This is a genomic window from Hymenobacter qilianensis, from assembly GCF_014489555.1.
Classification (GTDB): domain Bacteria; phylum Bacteroidota; class Bacteroidia; order Cytophagales; family Hymenobacteraceae; genus Hymenobacter; species Hymenobacter qilianensis.
On sequence record NZ_CP060784.1, the window covers coordinates 878686 to 894796 of the forward strand.

General features: G+C 54.9%; 13 protein-coding genes and 2 pseudogenes. 11 read left to right on the plus strand and 4 right to left on the minus strand.

Annotation, left to right across the window (positions count from 1 at the left end):
- Positions 1-54 precede the first annotated feature (54 nt).
- The 3 genes and pseudogenes from H9L05_RS04050 to aspS form a co-directional block, all read right to left on the minus strand.
- A complete protein-coding gene (locus H9L05_RS04050; protein ID WP_187733129.1) occupies positions 55-1452 on the minus strand; it encodes an OmpA family protein in 1398 nt (465 codons plus the stop codon).
- A 287-nt stretch (positions 1453-1739) separates the two neighbouring features.
- Positions 1740-2534: a 3'-5' exonuclease gene (locus H9L05_RS04055; RefSeq protein WP_223284723.1), complete on the minus strand. Its 795-nt coding sequence runs from the start codon at positions 2532-2534 to the stop codon at positions 1740-1742.
- 151 nt (positions 2535-2685) lie between these two features.
- A pseudogene (gene aspS / locus H9L05_RS04060) lies at positions 2686-4486 on the minus strand (aspartate--tRNA ligase).
- A 266-nt stretch (positions 4487-4752) separates the two neighbouring features.
- Between aspS and H9L05_RS04065 the strand changes: the two are divergent.
- The 10 genes and pseudogenes from H9L05_RS04065 to H9L05_RS04100 all read left to right on the plus strand — a co-directional run bounded on the left by H9L05_RS04065 (position 4753) and on the right by H9L05_RS04100 (position 13992).
- Positions 4753-5649 carry an ABC transporter ATP-binding protein gene (locus H9L05_RS04065; protein WP_187733130.1) on the plus strand — a complete coding sequence of 299 codons (897 nt, stop codon included), beginning with the start codon at positions 4753-4755 and terminating at the stop codon, positions 5647-5649.
- Between the two features lie 43 nt (positions 5650-5692).
- Positions 5693-5830 carry a hypothetical protein gene (locus tag H9L05_RS23095; RefSeq protein ID WP_223284724.1) on the plus strand — a complete coding sequence of 46 codons (138 nt, stop codon included), beginning with the start codon at positions 5693-5695 and terminating at the stop codon, positions 5828-5830.
- Positions 5827-8916: a M1 family aminopeptidase gene (locus tag H9L05_RS04070; RefSeq protein WP_223284900.1), complete on the plus strand. Its 3090-nt coding sequence runs from the start codon at positions 5827-5829 to the stop codon at positions 8914-8916. The genes H9L05_RS23095 and H9L05_RS04070 overlap by 4 nt, the downstream gene beginning before the upstream one ends.
- On the plus strand, positions 8892-9311 hold the full coding sequence (locus tag H9L05_RS23100) for a hypothetical protein (RefSeq protein ID WP_223284725.1): 420 nt from the start codon (positions 8892-8894) through the stop codon (positions 9309-9311). Before H9L05_RS04070 ends, H9L05_RS23100 begins: the two co-directional genes overlap by 25 nt.
- Before the next feature lie 83 nt (positions 9312-9394).
- Complete coding sequence (locus tag H9L05_RS04075) at positions 9395-9853, plus strand: T9SS type A sorting domain-containing protein (protein WP_187733131.1); 459 nt, start codon at positions 9395-9397, stop codon at positions 9851-9853.
- A gap of 258 nt (positions 9854-10111) precedes the next feature.
- Positions 10112-10594, plus strand: a complete 483-nt coding sequence (locus H9L05_RS04080) for a hypothetical protein (RefSeq protein WP_187733132.1) — start codon at positions 10112-10114, stop codon at positions 10592-10594.
- Between the two features lie 358 nt (positions 10595-10952).
- Positions 10953-11399, plus strand: coding sequence for a nucleoside deaminase (locus H9L05_RS04085; RefSeq protein WP_187733133.1), 447 nt, complete (start codon positions 10953-10955; stop codon positions 11397-11399).
- 128 nt (positions 11400-11527) lie between these two features.
- Positions 11528-12133 (plus strand): superoxide dismutase, encoded by a 606-nt coding sequence (locus H9L05_RS04090; protein ID WP_187733134.1) that lies wholly within the window; start codon positions 11528-11530, stop codon positions 12131-12133.
- A 184-nt stretch (positions 12134-12317) separates the two neighbouring features.
- Positions 12318-12641: a hypothetical protein gene (locus H9L05_RS04095; protein ID WP_187733135.1), complete on the plus strand. Its 324-nt coding sequence runs from the start codon at positions 12318-12320 to the stop codon at positions 12639-12641.
- Between the two features lie 62 nt (positions 12642-12703).
- Positions 12704-13992, plus strand: a pseudogene (locus H9L05_RS04100) (nucleoside permease).
- A 122-nt stretch (positions 13993-14114) separates the two neighbouring features.
- On the opposite strand, the gene H9L05_RS04105 reads toward H9L05_RS04100, so the two are convergent.
- Complete coding sequence (locus tag H9L05_RS04105; RefSeq protein WP_084444100.1) at positions 14115-14534, minus strand: nucleoside-diphosphate kinase; 420 nt, start codon at positions 14532-14534, stop codon at positions 14115-14117.
- Between the two features lie 500 nt (positions 14535-15034).
- On the opposite strand from H9L05_RS04105, the gene H9L05_RS04110 reads away from it, so the two are divergent.
- The gene (locus H9L05_RS04110) at positions 15035-16078 is read left to right on the plus strand and encodes a DHH family phosphoesterase (RefSeq protein ID WP_187733136.1); all 1044 of its coding nucleotides are present in this window, start codon (positions 15035-15037) and stop codon (positions 16076-16078) included.
- Positions 16079-16111 lie beyond the last annotated feature (33 nt).

Here is a 16111-nt window from a genome sequence, read left to right on the forward strand (position 1 = left end):
AAAAAGCCCCCTGATTGGATAAGGAGGCTTTTTAGAGAATGATAAATTCAGGCTCTACTTGCGGGTTACGCGCAGGCTGATGCGGCGGTTGAGGGCGCGGCCGTCCTCGGTGTCGTTGCTGGCAATAGGGATTTTCTGGCCGTAGCCTTTGCTGGTGATTCGGGTAGCGTCAATGCCCATGTCCACGAGCACGGCCATTGCCGCGTTCGCACGGTCCTCGCTCATTTTCATATTGCCCGCAAAGCTGCCGCTGTTATCGGTGTAGCCACCGATGCGCACTTTGGCGCGGGGAAAGTTTTTCAGGATAGCCGCCACGTTTTGCAGCTGCTGCTGCGACTCTGGCGTGAGCGTAGCGCTGGACGGCGCGAAATACACCCGATCAAAACTGATCCATCCCTTCGTCCGATTCACCGAATCAACCTGAGCAACATCACTCGCTAAAAACTGATACAGCTTGTGCTCGGTTGAGTTGGAGCCTACCATTAGCCGCGTGCCATCGCCCATCTTAATCAGCGTGGGAAGGCCCGTGTCGTAGATATAGTTGCCGGTAGCCTCGTCGTAGCGCCCCTGGGAAGTGCTGGTGCTAGTAGCGGTAGCTGCGGGCACCGCCGCAACCTCTTCGGTATTTTCAGTCAGGCGATTGAAGCCCAGATTTATACGGTCTTGCCCCAGAAAATACCCAAGAGCGGCCGCCACTGCAACCAACAATATTCCCAGGCCTAGCCAATTGGATGACCAGATGGAGGCTTTTGCCGGCGCGGCTTCGGGCTGGTAATAGTCGCCTATGGCTGCCACACGGCGGTTTTGCACCCCAACAACCTCAGGGCTATAATTCGTCCCATTATCACGTACGTCAAAACTCATAGGACTCGGCCGAGGAATCGTCTGAGTCTGGCCTAGCCCCTGGGTTTGGGACTGAGACTGCGGCTGCGGAGCATGAGGACGAACCAGATCGGGCTGAATTGCTGCTACCATTCGGCGCTGCTCCTGCAACCACTGGCTTAAGCCCTGCGCATCCAACTCATTCTCAGCAGCATGCCGACCTAATATTCCTAGCGTAATGGGTGTGGTCAACCCCAGCAGGTTATTCACGGTCGTATTCTGGCTACCAGCGCTATCGGCCACAGTCTCCACGGTGCTGCTGTAGCGGTCACTAAGCAAAGATCTCATCAATTCAGCGCCCCGGCTCTGCCATCCGCCGCCACCTATCAACCGGCCACTGGATGGCCGCAATACGCCCTGCTCATGCGCCTCCCGGGCCATGCTCCACAGTACCTCGCCTCCACCAGCCTGCTCAGCTAAGCCCGTCAGACTATTTATTACCAAGGCAGTAACCCTCGACAGTGCTCTCTCAATGCTGGCATCGCTCTCTCCTACCGCAGCTACCCCAGTTTGCCGCATAGCCTCTGTAGTGAAGCAATTCTTAACGGCTTCCAGTAAGTTGTAAGTCATAGCTATTCAGGAATATGTAAACGAAAGAGTGTATAATAATACAAATTTTTATGGAATTTATTCCATACATAAAAATACAAAACATTGAACGCCAATACCATATAATATTTCTCGCATCTTATCAATTTAGCAATAGTAAACCTACTTATTCTAACCCGGCCATTCGCCTCAACGGTTGAATCCCAGCTTGCTTATCAGATAGCCCACCTGCTTTATCAACACTCATTACGAGTCAGCGCCCTACAATGACGACACTATTAAGCTGAATTTTTTTAGGCTATTGCTTATCACAACCGCCGCATCACGGCACTTACTTCATCGGCATACACCACTGCATCATCATTAAATGGCTCGTCGCCCCGAAATTTCTGGAGCACGCGGGCCGTGGTAATAATGTCTTTCTGGCAGTACTTGACGATGCGCGGCAAGTCCTTTTCATCATAATACACGCGGGCTACGTCGCCGCCATTGATATCGTCTTTGGGCGTGGGAATACCGAACATGGCCGCCAGCAGCGGCAGCGAGGTGTAGGATTTCCGGTCGCCGAACTTCCACAGTTCCATGGTATCGAAGTGCGCCACTTCCCACGGTTTTTTGCCGGCAATATCAAGCTGCGGCGGCAGCGGCAGCCCGTTGATGAGCAAACGACGCCCCAGGTAAGGAAAATCAAACTCTTTACCGTTGTGAGCGCAAAGCAAGTACTGCGGCTTGCGAGCCAGCAGCGCGGAAAACTCACGCAGCATCAGCTTCTCGTCTTCATCGGCGAAAGACTTCACGCGGAAGCGCCAGGTTTCCTCTTGCTTGTCGAAGTTGAAGCAGCCCACCGAAATGCACACCACCCGTCCAAACTCGGCGTAGATGCCGGCCTGGGCAAATAAGCTCGCCGCCTCCAGGTGAGAAGGCATGGGCTCTACTTCCTCAGCGCTGGTGCGCCAGCCTTTGTCGCGGCGCAGGGCATGACACTTGTGCTCCCACAGCAGCCGCAGCATGTCGTTCAGCTCGTCGTGGCAGCCCACGCACGGCACCGTTTCAATGTCCAGGACAAAGATTTGGTCGAGGGGAGTTTTGCGCAGAATCTGCATGGTGTGAGTGTGGCTAGCGGGCTATAGTGCCGAAGATAGCATTTTTGGGCTCTGGGGGGCAAATTTTATCCTTTTACGTAGTTGAGCGAAAATGAGAGCGGCACCTGCAAATGCAGGTGCCGCTCTCATTTTCAACGAATTAAATAAGACTTTACTTCCCTATCACCGCCGTAGCGATACTCAGTTCCTTTAATTGCGCGCCAGAAATGGGCGAAGGCGAGTCAATCATCACGTCGCGGCCGGAGTTGTTTTTGGGGAAGGCGATGAAGTCGCGGATGGAGTCGGCGCCACCGAAGAGGCTGCAGAGGCGGTCGAAACCGAAGGCGATGCCGCCGTGGGGCGGAGCGCCGTACTCGAAGGCATCGAGCAGGAAGCCAAACTGCGCTTTCGCCTCTTCATCGGAGAAGCCAAGCAGCGAGAACATACGCGCCTGCACCGTGCGGTCGTGGATACGGATGGAGCCGCCCCCCACTTCCACCCCGTTAATCACCATGTCATAAGCATTGGCGCGCACCTGCCCAATGGTTTCGGGGCTGTCGAGCAGGGCCATATCCTCGGGCTTCGGTGAGGTGAAGGGGTGGTGCATGGCGAAGTAGCGATTTTCCTCCTCGTTGAATTCGAGCAAGGGAAAATCGACGACCCACAGTGGGGAGAACGTGTCTTTGTCGCGCAGGCCCATGCGCTGCCCAATTTCCAGACGCAGCTCCGACAGCGCCTTGCGCGTGCGGTTAGCCTCGCCGGCCAGAATGAGCAGCAAGTCGCCGGGTGCGGCATTGAAAGCGGCTTTCCACTGCTGTAGTATTTCCTGCGAATAAAACTTGTCCACCGACGATTTTACGCTGCCGTCCGACTCTACGCGGCCGTAGATGAGGCCCGTAGCGCCAATCTGAGGACGCTTTACAAACTCGGTTAGCTCATCGAGCTGCTTGCGCGTGTACACGGCGCTGTTGATGGCGTTGATTCCGACTACCAATTCCGCGCTTTCAAACACCGGGAAGCTCTGGCCCGACACTAAATCCTGCGTCTGCGCGCTCGTGGGGGCATTTTTTCGGTATTCTTCAGCTCTACAAACTTCATTTCAAAGCGCGTGTCGGGCTTGTCGTTGCCGTAGAAGCGCATGGCATCGGCGTAGGTCATGCGCGGCAAGGTTCCTATTTCCAGGCCTTTCACTTCTTTAAACAGGTACTGCACCAAGCCTTCAAACGTGCGCAGAATGTCTTCCTGCTCCACAAACGACATTTCGCAGTCAATCTGGGTGAACTCGGGTTGACGGTCGGCGCGCAGGTCTTCGTCGCGGAAGCACTTCACAATCTGAAAATAGCGGTCGAAGCCCGACACCATCAGCAGCTGCTTGAACGTCTGGGGCGACTGAGGCAAGGCGTAGAACTCGCCCGGATTCATGCGCGAAGGTACCACAAAGTCGCGGGCACCTTCCGGGGTGCTTTTTATGAGCACAGGCGTTTCTACTTCAATGAATTCCTGTCCATCTAGGAAGCGGCGCGTGGCCTGGGCCACGCGGTGCCGCAACTCCAGATTGCGGCGCACAGGCGAGCGGCGCAAATCCAGGTAGCGGTACTTCATGCGCAGGTCGTCGCCGCCGTCGGTGTCGTCTTCGATGAGGAAGGGGGCAATTTGGCGGGGTTCAGCACATCCAGCTTCTCCACCCGAATCTCGATGTTGCCGGTCGGCATCTTGTCGTTTTTGGAGTGGCGCTCGGCTACTTTGCCCGTCACGCAGAGCACAAACTCACGGCCCAACTGCCGGGCCTGCTCCCGAACTTCGGCCGTTTCAACGCCTTCTTCCAGAGCCAATTGAGTGAGGCCATAACGGTCGCGCAGATCAATCCAGAGGATGCCGCCTTTGTCGCGGGTGCGCTGCACCCAGCCGCAAAGAGTAACAGATTGGCCAACGTGGTCGAGGCGAAGTTCGCCGCAGGTATGGGTACGGAGCATGTGCTGGAGGATTCGGTAAGAAGTAATCGGTGCTTGGACAGCGAAGGTAGGAAGTAATGCCGGGCTCAAAAATTCAGGGGAGCCCGCGGCTTTATTTTTTCGGAGCTGTAATATCCGTGTGCTGGCCGCGATGTATGGCTTATCTGACTTAAAAGATAATGCGAAGGAAGGGCAACTATTATAGCCTAAGCGCTATCTTTCAGCTGGTTCTTTCCGCCATTTCCACTCTATAGCTTCATTTCTTATTTCCCTACTTCTCCGCACACATGGCCCTCGTCATTAAAAACCTGTCGAAAACCTACTCCAACGGCGTGCAGGCCCTGCGCGACGTGAACCTCACCATCCCGACGGGCATGTTTGGCCTGCTGGGGCCCAATGGCGCGGGCAAGTCGAGTTTGATGCGCACCATTGCCACCCTGCAAGAGGCCGACAGCGGCAGCATTCACCTGGATGAGCTGGACGTGCTGCGCGAAAAAGATGCAGTTCGCCGCATTCTGGGCTATTTGCCCCAGGAGTTTGGCGTGTATCCGAAAGTAGCCGCTGAGGATTTGCTTGATCATTTTGCGGTGCTCAAAGGTCTTTCCGACAGCAAGGAGCGCAAGGCTACGGTGGCGGCTCTGTTACACAAAACCAATCTCTACGAAGTGCGTCGCAAGAATCTGGGGGGCTATTCTGGAGGTATGAAGCAGCGTTTTGGCATTGCGCAGGCTTTGCTCGGCAACCCGCGCCTTATTATCGTGGATGAGCCCACGGCCGGCCTCGATCCGGCGGAGCGCAACCGCTTCCACAACCTGCTGAGCGAGATTGGCGAGAATATTATCGTGATTCTGAGCACCCACATTGTATCGGATGTGAGCGACTTGTGCCGCAACATGGCCATTATCAATAAAGGCCAGGTGCTGCTTACCGGCGACCCGCTGGTGGTGATGAACGAGCTACAAGGTCAGGTGTGGCGCCGCGCCATTGCCAAAGACCAGCTGCCCGCCTTGCAGCAGGAGCAGCAGGTCATTTCGTCGCGCCTATATGCCGGCCAAACCATTGTGCACGTGGTCAGCGACGGCTCACCGGGCCCGGACTATGAGCCCGTTACGCCTTCTTTGGAGGATGTGTATTTCGCCCGCATTTCGGAAGCCGAGCGGGCCCGCGCGATGGCACAGGCTTAAGGCTTAGCTCGTTGCATCCTCTTCCTCCCCAAAACTTCTTCTCATGTTTCTGCAAATATTCCGGTTTGAGCTGTGGTACCGACTGCGCCGACCCGCTACCTATATCTACTTCGGTATTCTGCTGTTGCTGGCTTTGCTCCTGATGCTCACCTCGGGGGCTTTTTTAAGGGCTTGGCCGTGAGTGTAGGCAGTAAGGTATTCGTCAATTCGCCTTTCTCCCTCAACGGCTATACCACAGTGCTTACCCTGGTGCCGGGCGTGCTGCTGATTTCGGCCATGTTCGGGCCGGCCATCCTGCGCGATTTCGACACCCGTATGCACCCGCTGCTCTTTACTACGCCCATCTCGCGGCTGGGATATCTGGGCGGGCGCTTCGCGGGCACGCTCGTTATTACCATGCTGGTACTTAGTGGTATTGCTGTAGGCTTGTTTATTGGAACGCTGATTCCGGGCATGCCGGCCGACCGAATTGGGCCGCAGCGGCTACTGAATTATCTGAACCCCTACTTCACGGTGGTACTGCCCAACGTGGTACTTATGGGGGGCATTTTCTTTGCCTTGGGCACGCTCACGCGCAAGGCGCTGGCGACGTATGTGGGCAGCATCGTGTTTTTGGTGCTGTATTTTGTGGCCCAAAGCCAGCTCTCCGACCTCGACAACCAAACCATCGGCAGCTTGCTTGACCCGATGGGCAGCGGCGCTACCCGCCAGCTCACCAAATACTGGACAACGGCCGACAAAAACACCCAGCTGGTGCCGCTCACAGGCTTGCTGCTCCTTAACCGCCTAGTGTGGCTGGGCGTGGCCTTGGCGCTATTAGCCTTCTGCTTTTGGCGTTTCCGCTTCGCTCAAAGTGCCGCCGAGGGCCCCGTACGCCGCCGCGCGGAGCGGCCCGGTCTGGATGTAGTGCCCGCTACGGCCAACGTAGTGCTCCCGCGCGTGCACCAGCAGTTTGGCACCGGCCAATACCTGCGGCAGTGGGCCCGTCTGACCAAGCTGGAGTTTCTCGACATCATCCGCAGCCCTTATTTCATCGCGATTGTGGTAGCGGGCCTCGCGTTTTTGCTGGCCGCAGCTTTCCAGATCGGGAAGATTTTTGACACCCGAACCTTTCCCGTTACGGCGCAGGTGGCTTTTATTTTGTCGGGGTCGTTTAGCCTTTTCTCACTGGCTATCATCACCTTTTATGCTGGCGAGCTGGTGTGGCGGGAACGGGATGCTCATCTGAATCAGATTTATGATGCTCTGCCCCTGCCCAACTGGGTGCCCTTAGCTTCTAAGCTGGCGGCCCTGCTGCTGGTACCGGTGGTTCTGCAAGTAATTGTGCTGGTTTGCGGCCTGCTGACGCAGATTTTCTCCGGCTACTACCAATTCGAGTTGGGCCTGTACTTCCAATACTTGTTCGGGCTGCGCCTTATCGATTACTGGCTGCTCGTGGTGCTGGCCATAGCGGTGCACGTGCTTGTGAATCATAAGTATCTGGGGCACTTCGTGATGCTGCTCTATTACATGTTCACGCTTTTTGCGAGCCAGATCGGCATAGAGCACAACCTGGCAATCTACGGCTCCGACCCCGGCGTGCAGTACTCGGCTCTGAACAAATTTGGTCACTTTATTGGGCCGTTTTTGTGGTTTAAGCTGTATTGGGCGGGTTTGGCGCTGGTGCTGGCCGTGGGGGCCAATTTGCTGTGGGTGCGCGGCACCGAAACCAGCGCCAATGTGCGCCAGAAACTGGCTGGCAGCCGCTTTACCGGCCCCGCCCGATTGGCCATGGGTGCAGGCCTGCTCACCTTTTTGGTGGTGGGGGGCTTTATTTACTACAATACCAATGTGCTCAACCGCTACCAGGGCTCCAAAACGCAGGAGAAGCTGACCGTGGAATTTGAGCGCAAATACAGCCGCCTGGGCAAACGCCCGCAGCCCCGCATTACGGCGGTGGAGGTGCAGGCCGATCTGTTTCCGAGCCGGCAGGAAGTGCGCCTGCGCGGACAGTACTGGCTGCGCAACAAAACGGCTACACCCATCGATTCGGTGCAGCTGAACCTCCCGCAAGAGGCGCGCATTCGCCTGCTCGCTCTCGGCGCGGCCGGCGCGGCCCCGGCCCGCACGGTACTCGCCGATTCGCTGCTGGGCTTCTATGTGCAGCGCTTGCCGCAGCCGCTGGCTCCCGGCGACTCCTTGCCCCTGCGCTTCGATTTGTATTACGCGGCCCCTGGTTTTGAGAACGTGACGAACCGCACCAGCGTCGTGTACAATGGTACATTTATCAATAGCCAACTGCTGCCCAACATTGGCTATAATCCGCAGGCCGAAATCAGCGACGAGGATACGCGCAAGGACTATAATTTGCCCCCCAAGCCGCGTATGGCCTCGCTCACCGACACCGCTGCCCGCCGTAACACCTATATCAGCCACGACTCCGACTGGGTGCGCTTTGCCGCCACCGTTAGTACCGAGCCCGACCAGTTGGCGCTAGCCCCTGGCTATTTGAAAAAAGAATGGACTGAGAATGGCCGCCGTTATTTCCGCTACGAAATGGACGCGCCTATTCTCAACTTTTACTCTTTCCAATCGGCCCGCTATGCGGTGCGCAAAGCCAAGTGGAACGACGTGGATATTGCCATTTATTACCAGCCCGGCCACGAGTACAACCTCGACCGCATGGTGCGTGGCGTGCAGGATGCGCTGACGTATTACACCAAAAACTTTGGCCCGTATCAGCATCGCCAAGTGCGAATCATTGAGTTTCCGGGCTACCAGACGTTTGCCCAAAGCTTTCCGAACACCATTCCCTACTCCGAGAATATCGGTTTTATCGCCAAAATAGACTCCGCCGACCCCGAGGACGTGGACTACCCCTACTACGTGACGGCCCACGAGGTAGCGCACCAGTGGTGGGCGCACCAGGTTATTGGGGCCAACGTGCAGGGCTCCACGATGATGTCGGAAACTTTGTCGCAGTACGCGGCCCTAATGGTGATGAAGCAGCTTTATGGCGAGGCCCGCATGCGCAAGTTTCTGAAGCACGAAATGGACCGCTACCTCACCGGCCGGGCCACGGAGCAAAGCAAGGAGCAGCCGCTGTATAAAGTAGAGAATCAGCAGTATATCCACTACCGCAAGGGTTCGGTGGCGATGTATGCCTTGCAGGATTACGTAGGCGAAGAGAAGGTAAACCAAGCGCTTGCGGCCTATATCAAAGAGGTGAAGTATCAGCAGCCCCCTACACTACCTCGCCGGATTTGCTGCGCCACCTGCGCCAGGTGACGCCCGACTCCTTGCAGTACTTGATTACGGATATGTTTGAGCGCATCACGCTGTATGAAAACCGCGTCGATTCGGTGTCTTACAAAAAGCTGCCGGGGGGCAAATATCAAGTCACGCTCAACCTGAACAGCAAGAAATTTTACGCCGACAGCCTGGGCAATGAAAAGCCTGCTCCCATGAACGACTGGGTGGATATTGCGGTGCTCACCGAGCGCAAAGTAAACGGCAAGTGGCGCGACGAGCCGCTGTACCGGCGCAAAACACGCTTAAAAGCGGGCAGTAATAAACTGGATATTATTGTATCCGAAAAACCGGTAAAGGCTGGTATTGACCCATTTAATGAATTAATTGACCGCGACCCAGACGACAACGTCAAAAACTTACCGCGCAGCTAGCTGGGGGGCTTTTCGGGTTTGGCCCGGATTGTGCAAAGGGCCGGAATAGAACCTTGTTTTCCGGCCTTTTGTCTATTCTTCCTATGAAATATACTGCTCTTCTCGCCGCGGCCTTGCTTACCGTAGCCTCTGCCCAGGCTCAAACTTCCACGAAAGGCAAGACCAAAACGCAGGTCAATGGCACCAGCGTCAAGTCTAAGACCAGCGCCGAACCTGTTACCCTCGACGGTCCGATTAAGCGCGTCGAAACGCTCTCGGGCATCGATGTGTATCCTGATCCGAACACGAACACCATTTTTCTGAGCTTCACGCAGCAGTTCACCAAGCCCGGCACGCTGGTGATGACCAACTACAAAAACGCCCCCGTTTACACCGCCGCCCTCGACCCTACGAACAACACGGGCCAGCCCGTGGACCTGGGCCGCATACCAGCTGGCACATATTTGGTAGAGGCCAAAACCGGCAATTATGTGTACTGGAAAAAGGTGCGCATCAAGTATCCATCGGTACCGGTGGCCAGCAAAAAAAAGAAGCGACGCTAAATCCGCCTATTTAGTTAGCTTTTTTTACCTCCGTAGTCGTTTCGGCTGCGGAGGTTTTTTATTTGTAACCTCATGGCCGGAACTGAATACCGTTGGCGGCCTTTCATTGTGGAGACACACTATTTCGTGTCTCGTCGTTAGCGTCGTTACCGTGTGTTGCTTACCTGAAATGGTGCGTTTCCGCTCGTTCACCGACCAGACGCAACATTTTGCGTCTCTACCATTTTCCTTTGTAGCCCCTCGTTTGATTCTCCCTTTATGAAAAACTCTGTGCGTTTGCTCCGATTTGCCCCCTACGCGTTGCTGCTTTTATTCCTGGTCGCGTTTGCCGCGCCCAAGCCTAAGCTCAAAAAAACGCTGATCACCAAAAATCTCATCGTTGGTATTCCCGAAGGATTTACGGCCCTGCCCGACGACGGTATAGCCACCAAATATCCCGCGCCGCGCAAGCCTCTGGCCGTATTTACCAACCCCAGCGGCCGCGTCGATTTCAGTGTGGCCCAGAAGCCCAGCACCTTTACCAGCAAGGATTACGGCATTCTGCTCAAGATTTATAAAGCCAGCATTCAGAATGCCTACACCAAAGTTGATTTCCTAGCCGAAGACATCCGCACCATTAACAAGCGCGATTTTGTGGTGCTGGAGTTCCTCTCGTCGGTGGCTGACACGCGGCGGGGGGCAATTTGGTGCCCATTCGTCGCTACCAGCTCGTGCAGTACGCCATTGAGGGCGACCAGCTGATGGTCTTCACCTTCAATTGCCCCGCCGAAGAGCAAGCGCAGTGGCAGCCCACCGCCCAAGCGATGATGCAGAGCATCGCGCTGAAGTAGCTTTCTCTTGCTTTTAAAACACATCTAAAAGGCGGTCATGCAGAGCGGTAGCGAAGCATCTCGCTCGCAGTCGTTGCCACACTAACTGTCATGCTGAGCTTGCCGAAGCATCTCTACCGCGATGATAAACTTAACGAAGCGGTAGAGATGCTTCGACAAGCTCAGCATGACGTTCTTTTTGGCTGATTACTTCCACAACATCAGCACGCGAGATGCTTCGCGCTGCTCTGCATGACCGCCTTTTCATTAAATCAAATATCAATTAACCTATGACCCTTTCTCTTTACAGCGACGAAAGCTACATGCGAGAGGCGCTGAAGCAGGCCCGCTATGCGCTGGCCGAAGATGAGATTCCGATTGGAGCCGTGGTCGTACTGGAGCGGCAGATTATTGCCCGGGCCTACAACCAAACCGAGAAACTGAACGACGTAACCGCTCACGCCGAAATGCTGGCGCTCACGGCTGCCGCAAACTTTTTGGGCAATAAATACCTCACCGACTGCACCTTGTACGTCACCGTGGAGCCCTGCGTGATGTGCGCGGGCGCCAGCGCTTGGGCCCAAATGCGGCGCGTGGTGTATGGTGCACCCGAGGAAAAACACGGATTTCGGCGGCACGGCAACTTGCTGCACCGGCGCACGGAATTGGTGACGGGAATAATGGCAGCGGAAAGCGCTGAGCTGATGCAGGAGTTTTTTGCCCGCAAGCGGAAATAATTACTTTTGAGTGCCGCTGGGGGCAAATTCTAACCCTTCAGCGGCTTTGTCAGTTAAAGAAGTAGAGTAGCTGCCCGAACGCCGGGCAGCCTTACGCGTTTCCTTTCACCTCCAAACCATTCTTTCTCATGGCCTTCGAACTGCCCCAACTACCCTACGCCTACGACGCCCTCGAACCGCATTTTGATGCGCAGACGATGGAAATTCATCACACCAAGCACCACCAGGCTTATGTCACCAACCTGAACAATGCCATTCAGGGCACTGACATGGAAAGCCAGTCCATTGAAGATATTCTGCAAAACATTGCGGCCGCTCCGGCTGCCGTGCGCAACAATGGCGGCGGGCACTGGAATCACTCCATGTTCTGGCAAATTCTGAAGCCAAATGGTGGCGGACAGCCAACGGGCGCTATTGGTGAGGCCATCACGCAGTCGTTCGGCAGCTACGATAAGTTTAAAGAGGAGTTCACTAAAGCCGCTACTACACGCTTCGGCTCGGGTTGGGCATGGCTCTGCAAGCAGTCGGATGGCTCGCTGCAAATCTGCTCTACTCCCAACCAGGACAACCCCCTCATGCCCGACGCCGGCTGCAAAGGCATCCCTGTTTTGGGCCTCGACGTGTGGGAGCATGCCTACTACCTGAAGTACCAGAACAAGCGCCCCGACTATATCGCCGCCTTCTACAATCTCATCAATTGGGACGAAGTAAACAAGCGCTTTCAGGCTGCTTAGTTTCTGAGTCGCTGAGCTGCAAAATTAAGTAGTTACAGAGCAAAAAAGCCCCCAGACATGTCTGGGGGCTTTTTTGCTCTGTAAAAGAGTAGAAATATGACTTTACTTCGGCTTGAGTTAGCGCTGCACGCGCTGCGTATAGTTTTCGAAGGCCGTGACGCCCTGGAGAGTAATAGCGTAGCGCGTGCGCGGGCAGCAGCTGATACACTCTTTTGGTCCTGGTAAGGTAACCCACCTCTTAAAACTTGTTGGTCTGGGTGCTCAGATTGCCCGCCATGGCGCGGTCTTCTTCTTCAGAAAGATAAACTCCGCTTCTTCCAATGCTATAAAGGCATTGCCACTTATAGACCAAATCACATCACAAACCTTTTTACTCTCTAAAGTAGATTCGTTTCTGCCCGCTTCATTTTCGTTTTTTTCTATCTTTGAATGCCCGGTCTGCGCAAGTGGCCGGGTTGTTCTTTTTTTCTGCCTTTCTTACTTCTTTGTCGAAGTCTGGCTCAGCTAGGCGCGGAGCTGCCTAGCCGTTTCCTACGCCAAAGAGCCGCTGGCTTCTTAACCTGATCTTACATGAGTACCAAGCTGCGTCTCATTATCCTGAGCTTTTTACAGTTTTTTATCTGGGGTTCGTGGCTGATAACCATCGGGGCATACTGGTTTCAGACCAAGCAATGGTCGGGGGCGCAGTTCGGAGCCATCTTCTCGACGATGGGTATTGCCTCCATCTTCATGCCCTCCATCATGGGTATCATCGCCGATAAGTATGTGAATGCCGAAAAGCTGTACGGCATCCTGCACATTCTGGGGGCATTGTGCTGTTCACCGTGCCACTGGTCACCGATCCGGGTACTATGTTCTGGGTGATGCTGCTGAACATGATTTTCTACATGCCTACGCTGGCCTTGTCCATTGCCGTATCTTATTATGTGCTCAAGAGCAAAGGCGGCGATGTAGTAAGGGACTACCCGCCTATTCGGGTGTGGGGCACGGTGGGCTTTATCGTGGCCATGTGGACGGTTAGTCTGTTGGGCTTCGAGAAATCGGCCAATCAGTTCTACGTAGCAGCCGGCGCGGCTATTCTGCTGGGACTTTACTCATTCACGCTGCCTAAGTGTCCGCCTACTGCGAAAGACACGCCGAGCCGTTCTTTGGTCGATGTGCTGGGCTTAAAGTCGTTTGCGCTGCTGCGCGACACCAAGATGCTCACCTTCTTTCTGTTTGCCATGCTGCTGGGCGCGGCCTTGCAGCTCACCAACGCCTATGGCGACACTTTCTTGCACGACTTCGACCAGGTACCCGCCTACCAGAATACCTTAGCCGTGCGGTACCCAGCCATCATCATGTCCATCTCGCAGATTTCCGAGACGCTGTTCATCTTGGCTATTCCTTTCTTTCTGCGTCGCTTCGGCATCAAGCAAGTGATGGTCTTCAGCATGATTGCCTGGGTGCTGCGCTTCGGTTTGTTTGCCTTTGCCAACCCCGCCGACGGCCTCTGGATGATCATCCTCTCATGCATCGTGTACGGTATGGCCTTCGACTTCTTTAATATCTCCGGCTCCCTGTTCGTCGAAACGCAAACTGCTCCTTCTATCCGAGCCAGCGCGCAGGGCCTGTTTATGATGATGACAAACGGCTTCGGCGCCGTGTTCGGCAGCCTGGTAAGCGGCCTGGTTATCGAGCAGTATTTCACCGCTGCTGATGGTGTTACCAAGGACTGGCAAAGCATTTGGCTGTCTTTTGCCGGCTATGCTCTGGTCGTGGCCGTGCTGTTTCTCATTCTATTCAAGCACAAGCACGAGCCAGTGGCTGAAGAAGCGGTGGAGCATCCCGGACCGCTACTGGCCACTAATGAGTTATAATCAGAAGCAAAACGGCTTGTAAGTATATAAATAGTATAAAACAAGTCTAAATATAGTTTACCAAAAAAACCCGCTCTGCGCGATGCAGAGCGGGTTTTTTGTTGGGGTTAACGCTGGTTAGCTTAGAACTGCTCGTCGGCGCTGAAATAGAAGTCGCCTTCAATCTGAGCGTTCTCATCAGAGTCGGAGCCATGTACAGCATTGGCCTCGATGCTCTTGGCGTACTTTTTCCGGATGGTGCCTTCCTCAGCCTGAGCAGGGTTGGTAGCACCAATCAGCGTGCGGAAATCGGCAACGGCGTTGTCTTTCTCCAGAATAGCCGCCACAATCGGGCCCGACGACATGTATTTTACCAGATCCTGGTAGAAAGGCCGCTCCTTATGAACCTCGTAGAATTTGCCGGCGCGCTCAGGCGTCAGGCGTACTTTCTTAAGCGAAACGATGCGGAAGCCGCCTTCTTCGATCATGTGCAGGATGCCACCAATGTGGTTTTCCTGTACCGCGTCGGGCTTAATCATCGTGAATGTGCGGTTAGTGGCCATTCTGTTGTAGTAAAGTGATAAGTGTAAGAAGACTTGCGAAGCGCAAATCCGTGGCAGATTGCGGCCGCAAAAGTAGCCGAAAGTTGATTGGGTTGAGAATCTGAGCAGTAAGCAAGTTGAAATCAGCCTCAAAAAAGCCCCCCAGCTTCGTGTCAGGGCGCTAGGTTAGGCTTTAATGAAAGTTGCTAGTTCACATCAAACTCAGAACGTCATGCCGAGGCGGAGCCGAAGCATCTGGCGTGTTTAGTTGTAATGCTAACCTCACATCAGCACGCGAGATGCTTCACTGCGTTCTGCATGACGTTCAGTAGAATGACTTGTTGAAACTTGTTAAAAAAGTGAACCTGCTTTTCCTCAACTGTTTACATCTCACAACGCCTTTACCGAACCTAAACCCAACGCTCTATTGTTAGAGCGAAAATTATTTGCGGATTATTTCCGAATTTTGCCGCCTTGCTTCCGGCCTAAACCACCGAATTTCAGCCACCTATCAGTAGGCAATGTCCACAATCTCCGCTCTGCAGGAGTTGCTCGCGCAGCCCCGACAGATTTTTATCACCACTCACCACAAACCCGACGCCGACGCGTTGGGCTCTTCTCTGGGCTTAGCCGGTTATCTCCGCAAAAAAGGTCACCACGTCACCGTCGTCACGCCTTCCGATTACCCCGACTTTCTGGCCTGGATGCCTGGTAACGAAGATGTTATCGTGTATGATGCGCGCCGCAACGATGCGCAGGTGCGCGAAATCATCGGGACGGCGGAGGTTATCTTCTGCCTCGATTTTAGCTGCCTGAACCGCATCAATGAGCTCGGAAGTTATATCCGCAACGCGCCCGGAACGAAGGTGCTCATCGACCACCATCTGGAGCCGGAGAACTTCGCGGACCTGGATTTCTCCAATCCCAAAGCTGCCGCCACGGCCGAGCTGGTGTTCGAAGTAATCCGCGACCTGGGCGACCAGGACATGATTGACGTAGGCATCGGCGAGAGCCTTTACGCCGGCATCATGACCGATACAGGCTCGTTTCGCCACCCCAGCACCTCGCGCAACGTGCACTTGATTATTGCCGAGCTGCTCGACGCTGGCATCGATCTGAGCTCCGTGCACCGCCGCATCTACGATTCGCACTCCGAAATGCGTCTGCGCTTTCTGGGCTTTGTGCTCAAGGATAAGCTGGTGGTGCTGCCCGAGTACAATACGGCCTACATCGCCATTACCCAGGATGAGCTGCGCCAGTACCAGTCCAAAACCGGCGACACAGAAGGTTTGGTCAACTTTGCCTTAAGCATTGAAGGCGTAGTATTTGCGGCCGTACTCATCGACCGTGGGCAGGCCATAAAAATCTCCTTCCGCTCGGTGGGGGGCTTTTCCGTGAACGAATTTGCCCGCCAGCACTTCCAGGGCGGCGGCCACCTCAACGCTTCGGGCGGCATTAGCTACGAGTCGTTAGACGACACCGTGCAACGCTTCCTGAGCTTATTGCCTCAGTATCAAACCAAGCTCGTGACGGCCCCGCTAGCGGTTGCGCCGCCTGCGGCGTAACTTGCCTCGATTTTACTTTCACCTTCTTTCCCT

Coding starts and splice junctions, on each gene's coding strand:
- H9L05_RS04050 (WP_187733129.1), bottom strand. CDS start 1,452: ATGACTTACAACTTACTGGAAGCCGTTAAGAATTGCTTCACTACAGAG.
- H9L05_RS04055 (WP_223284723.1), bottom strand. CDS start 2,534: ATGCAGATTCTGCGCAAAACTCCCCTCGACCAAATCTTTGTCCTGGAC.
- H9L05_RS04065 (WP_187733130.1), top strand. CDS start 4,753: ATGGCCCTCGTCATTAAAAACCTGTCGAAAACCTACTCCAACGGCGTG.
- H9L05_RS23095 (WP_223284724.1), top strand. CDS start 5,693: ATGTTTCTGCAAATATTCCGGTTTGAGCTGTGGTACCGACTGCGCCGA.
- H9L05_RS04075 (WP_187733131.1), top strand. CDS start 9,395: ATGAAATATACTGCTCTTCTCGCCGCGGCCTTGCTTACCGTAGCCTCT.
- H9L05_RS04080 (WP_187733132.1), top strand. CDS start 10,112: ATGAAAAACTCTGTGCGTTTGCTCCGATTTGCCCCCTACGCGTTGCTG.
- H9L05_RS04085 (WP_187733133.1), top strand. CDS start 10,953: ATGACCCTTTCTCTTTACAGCGACGAAAGCTACATGCGAGAGGCGCTG.
- H9L05_RS04090 (WP_187733134.1), top strand. CDS start 11,528: ATGGCCTTCGAACTGCCCCAACTACCCTACGCCTACGACGCCCTCGAA.
- H9L05_RS04105 (WP_084444100.1), bottom strand. CDS start 14,534: ATGGCCACTAACCGCACATTCACGATGATTAAGCCCGACGCGGTACAG.
- H9L05_RS04110 (WP_187733136.1), top strand. CDS start 15,035: ATGTCCACAATCTCCGCTCTGCAGGAGTTGCTCGCGCAGCCCCGACAG.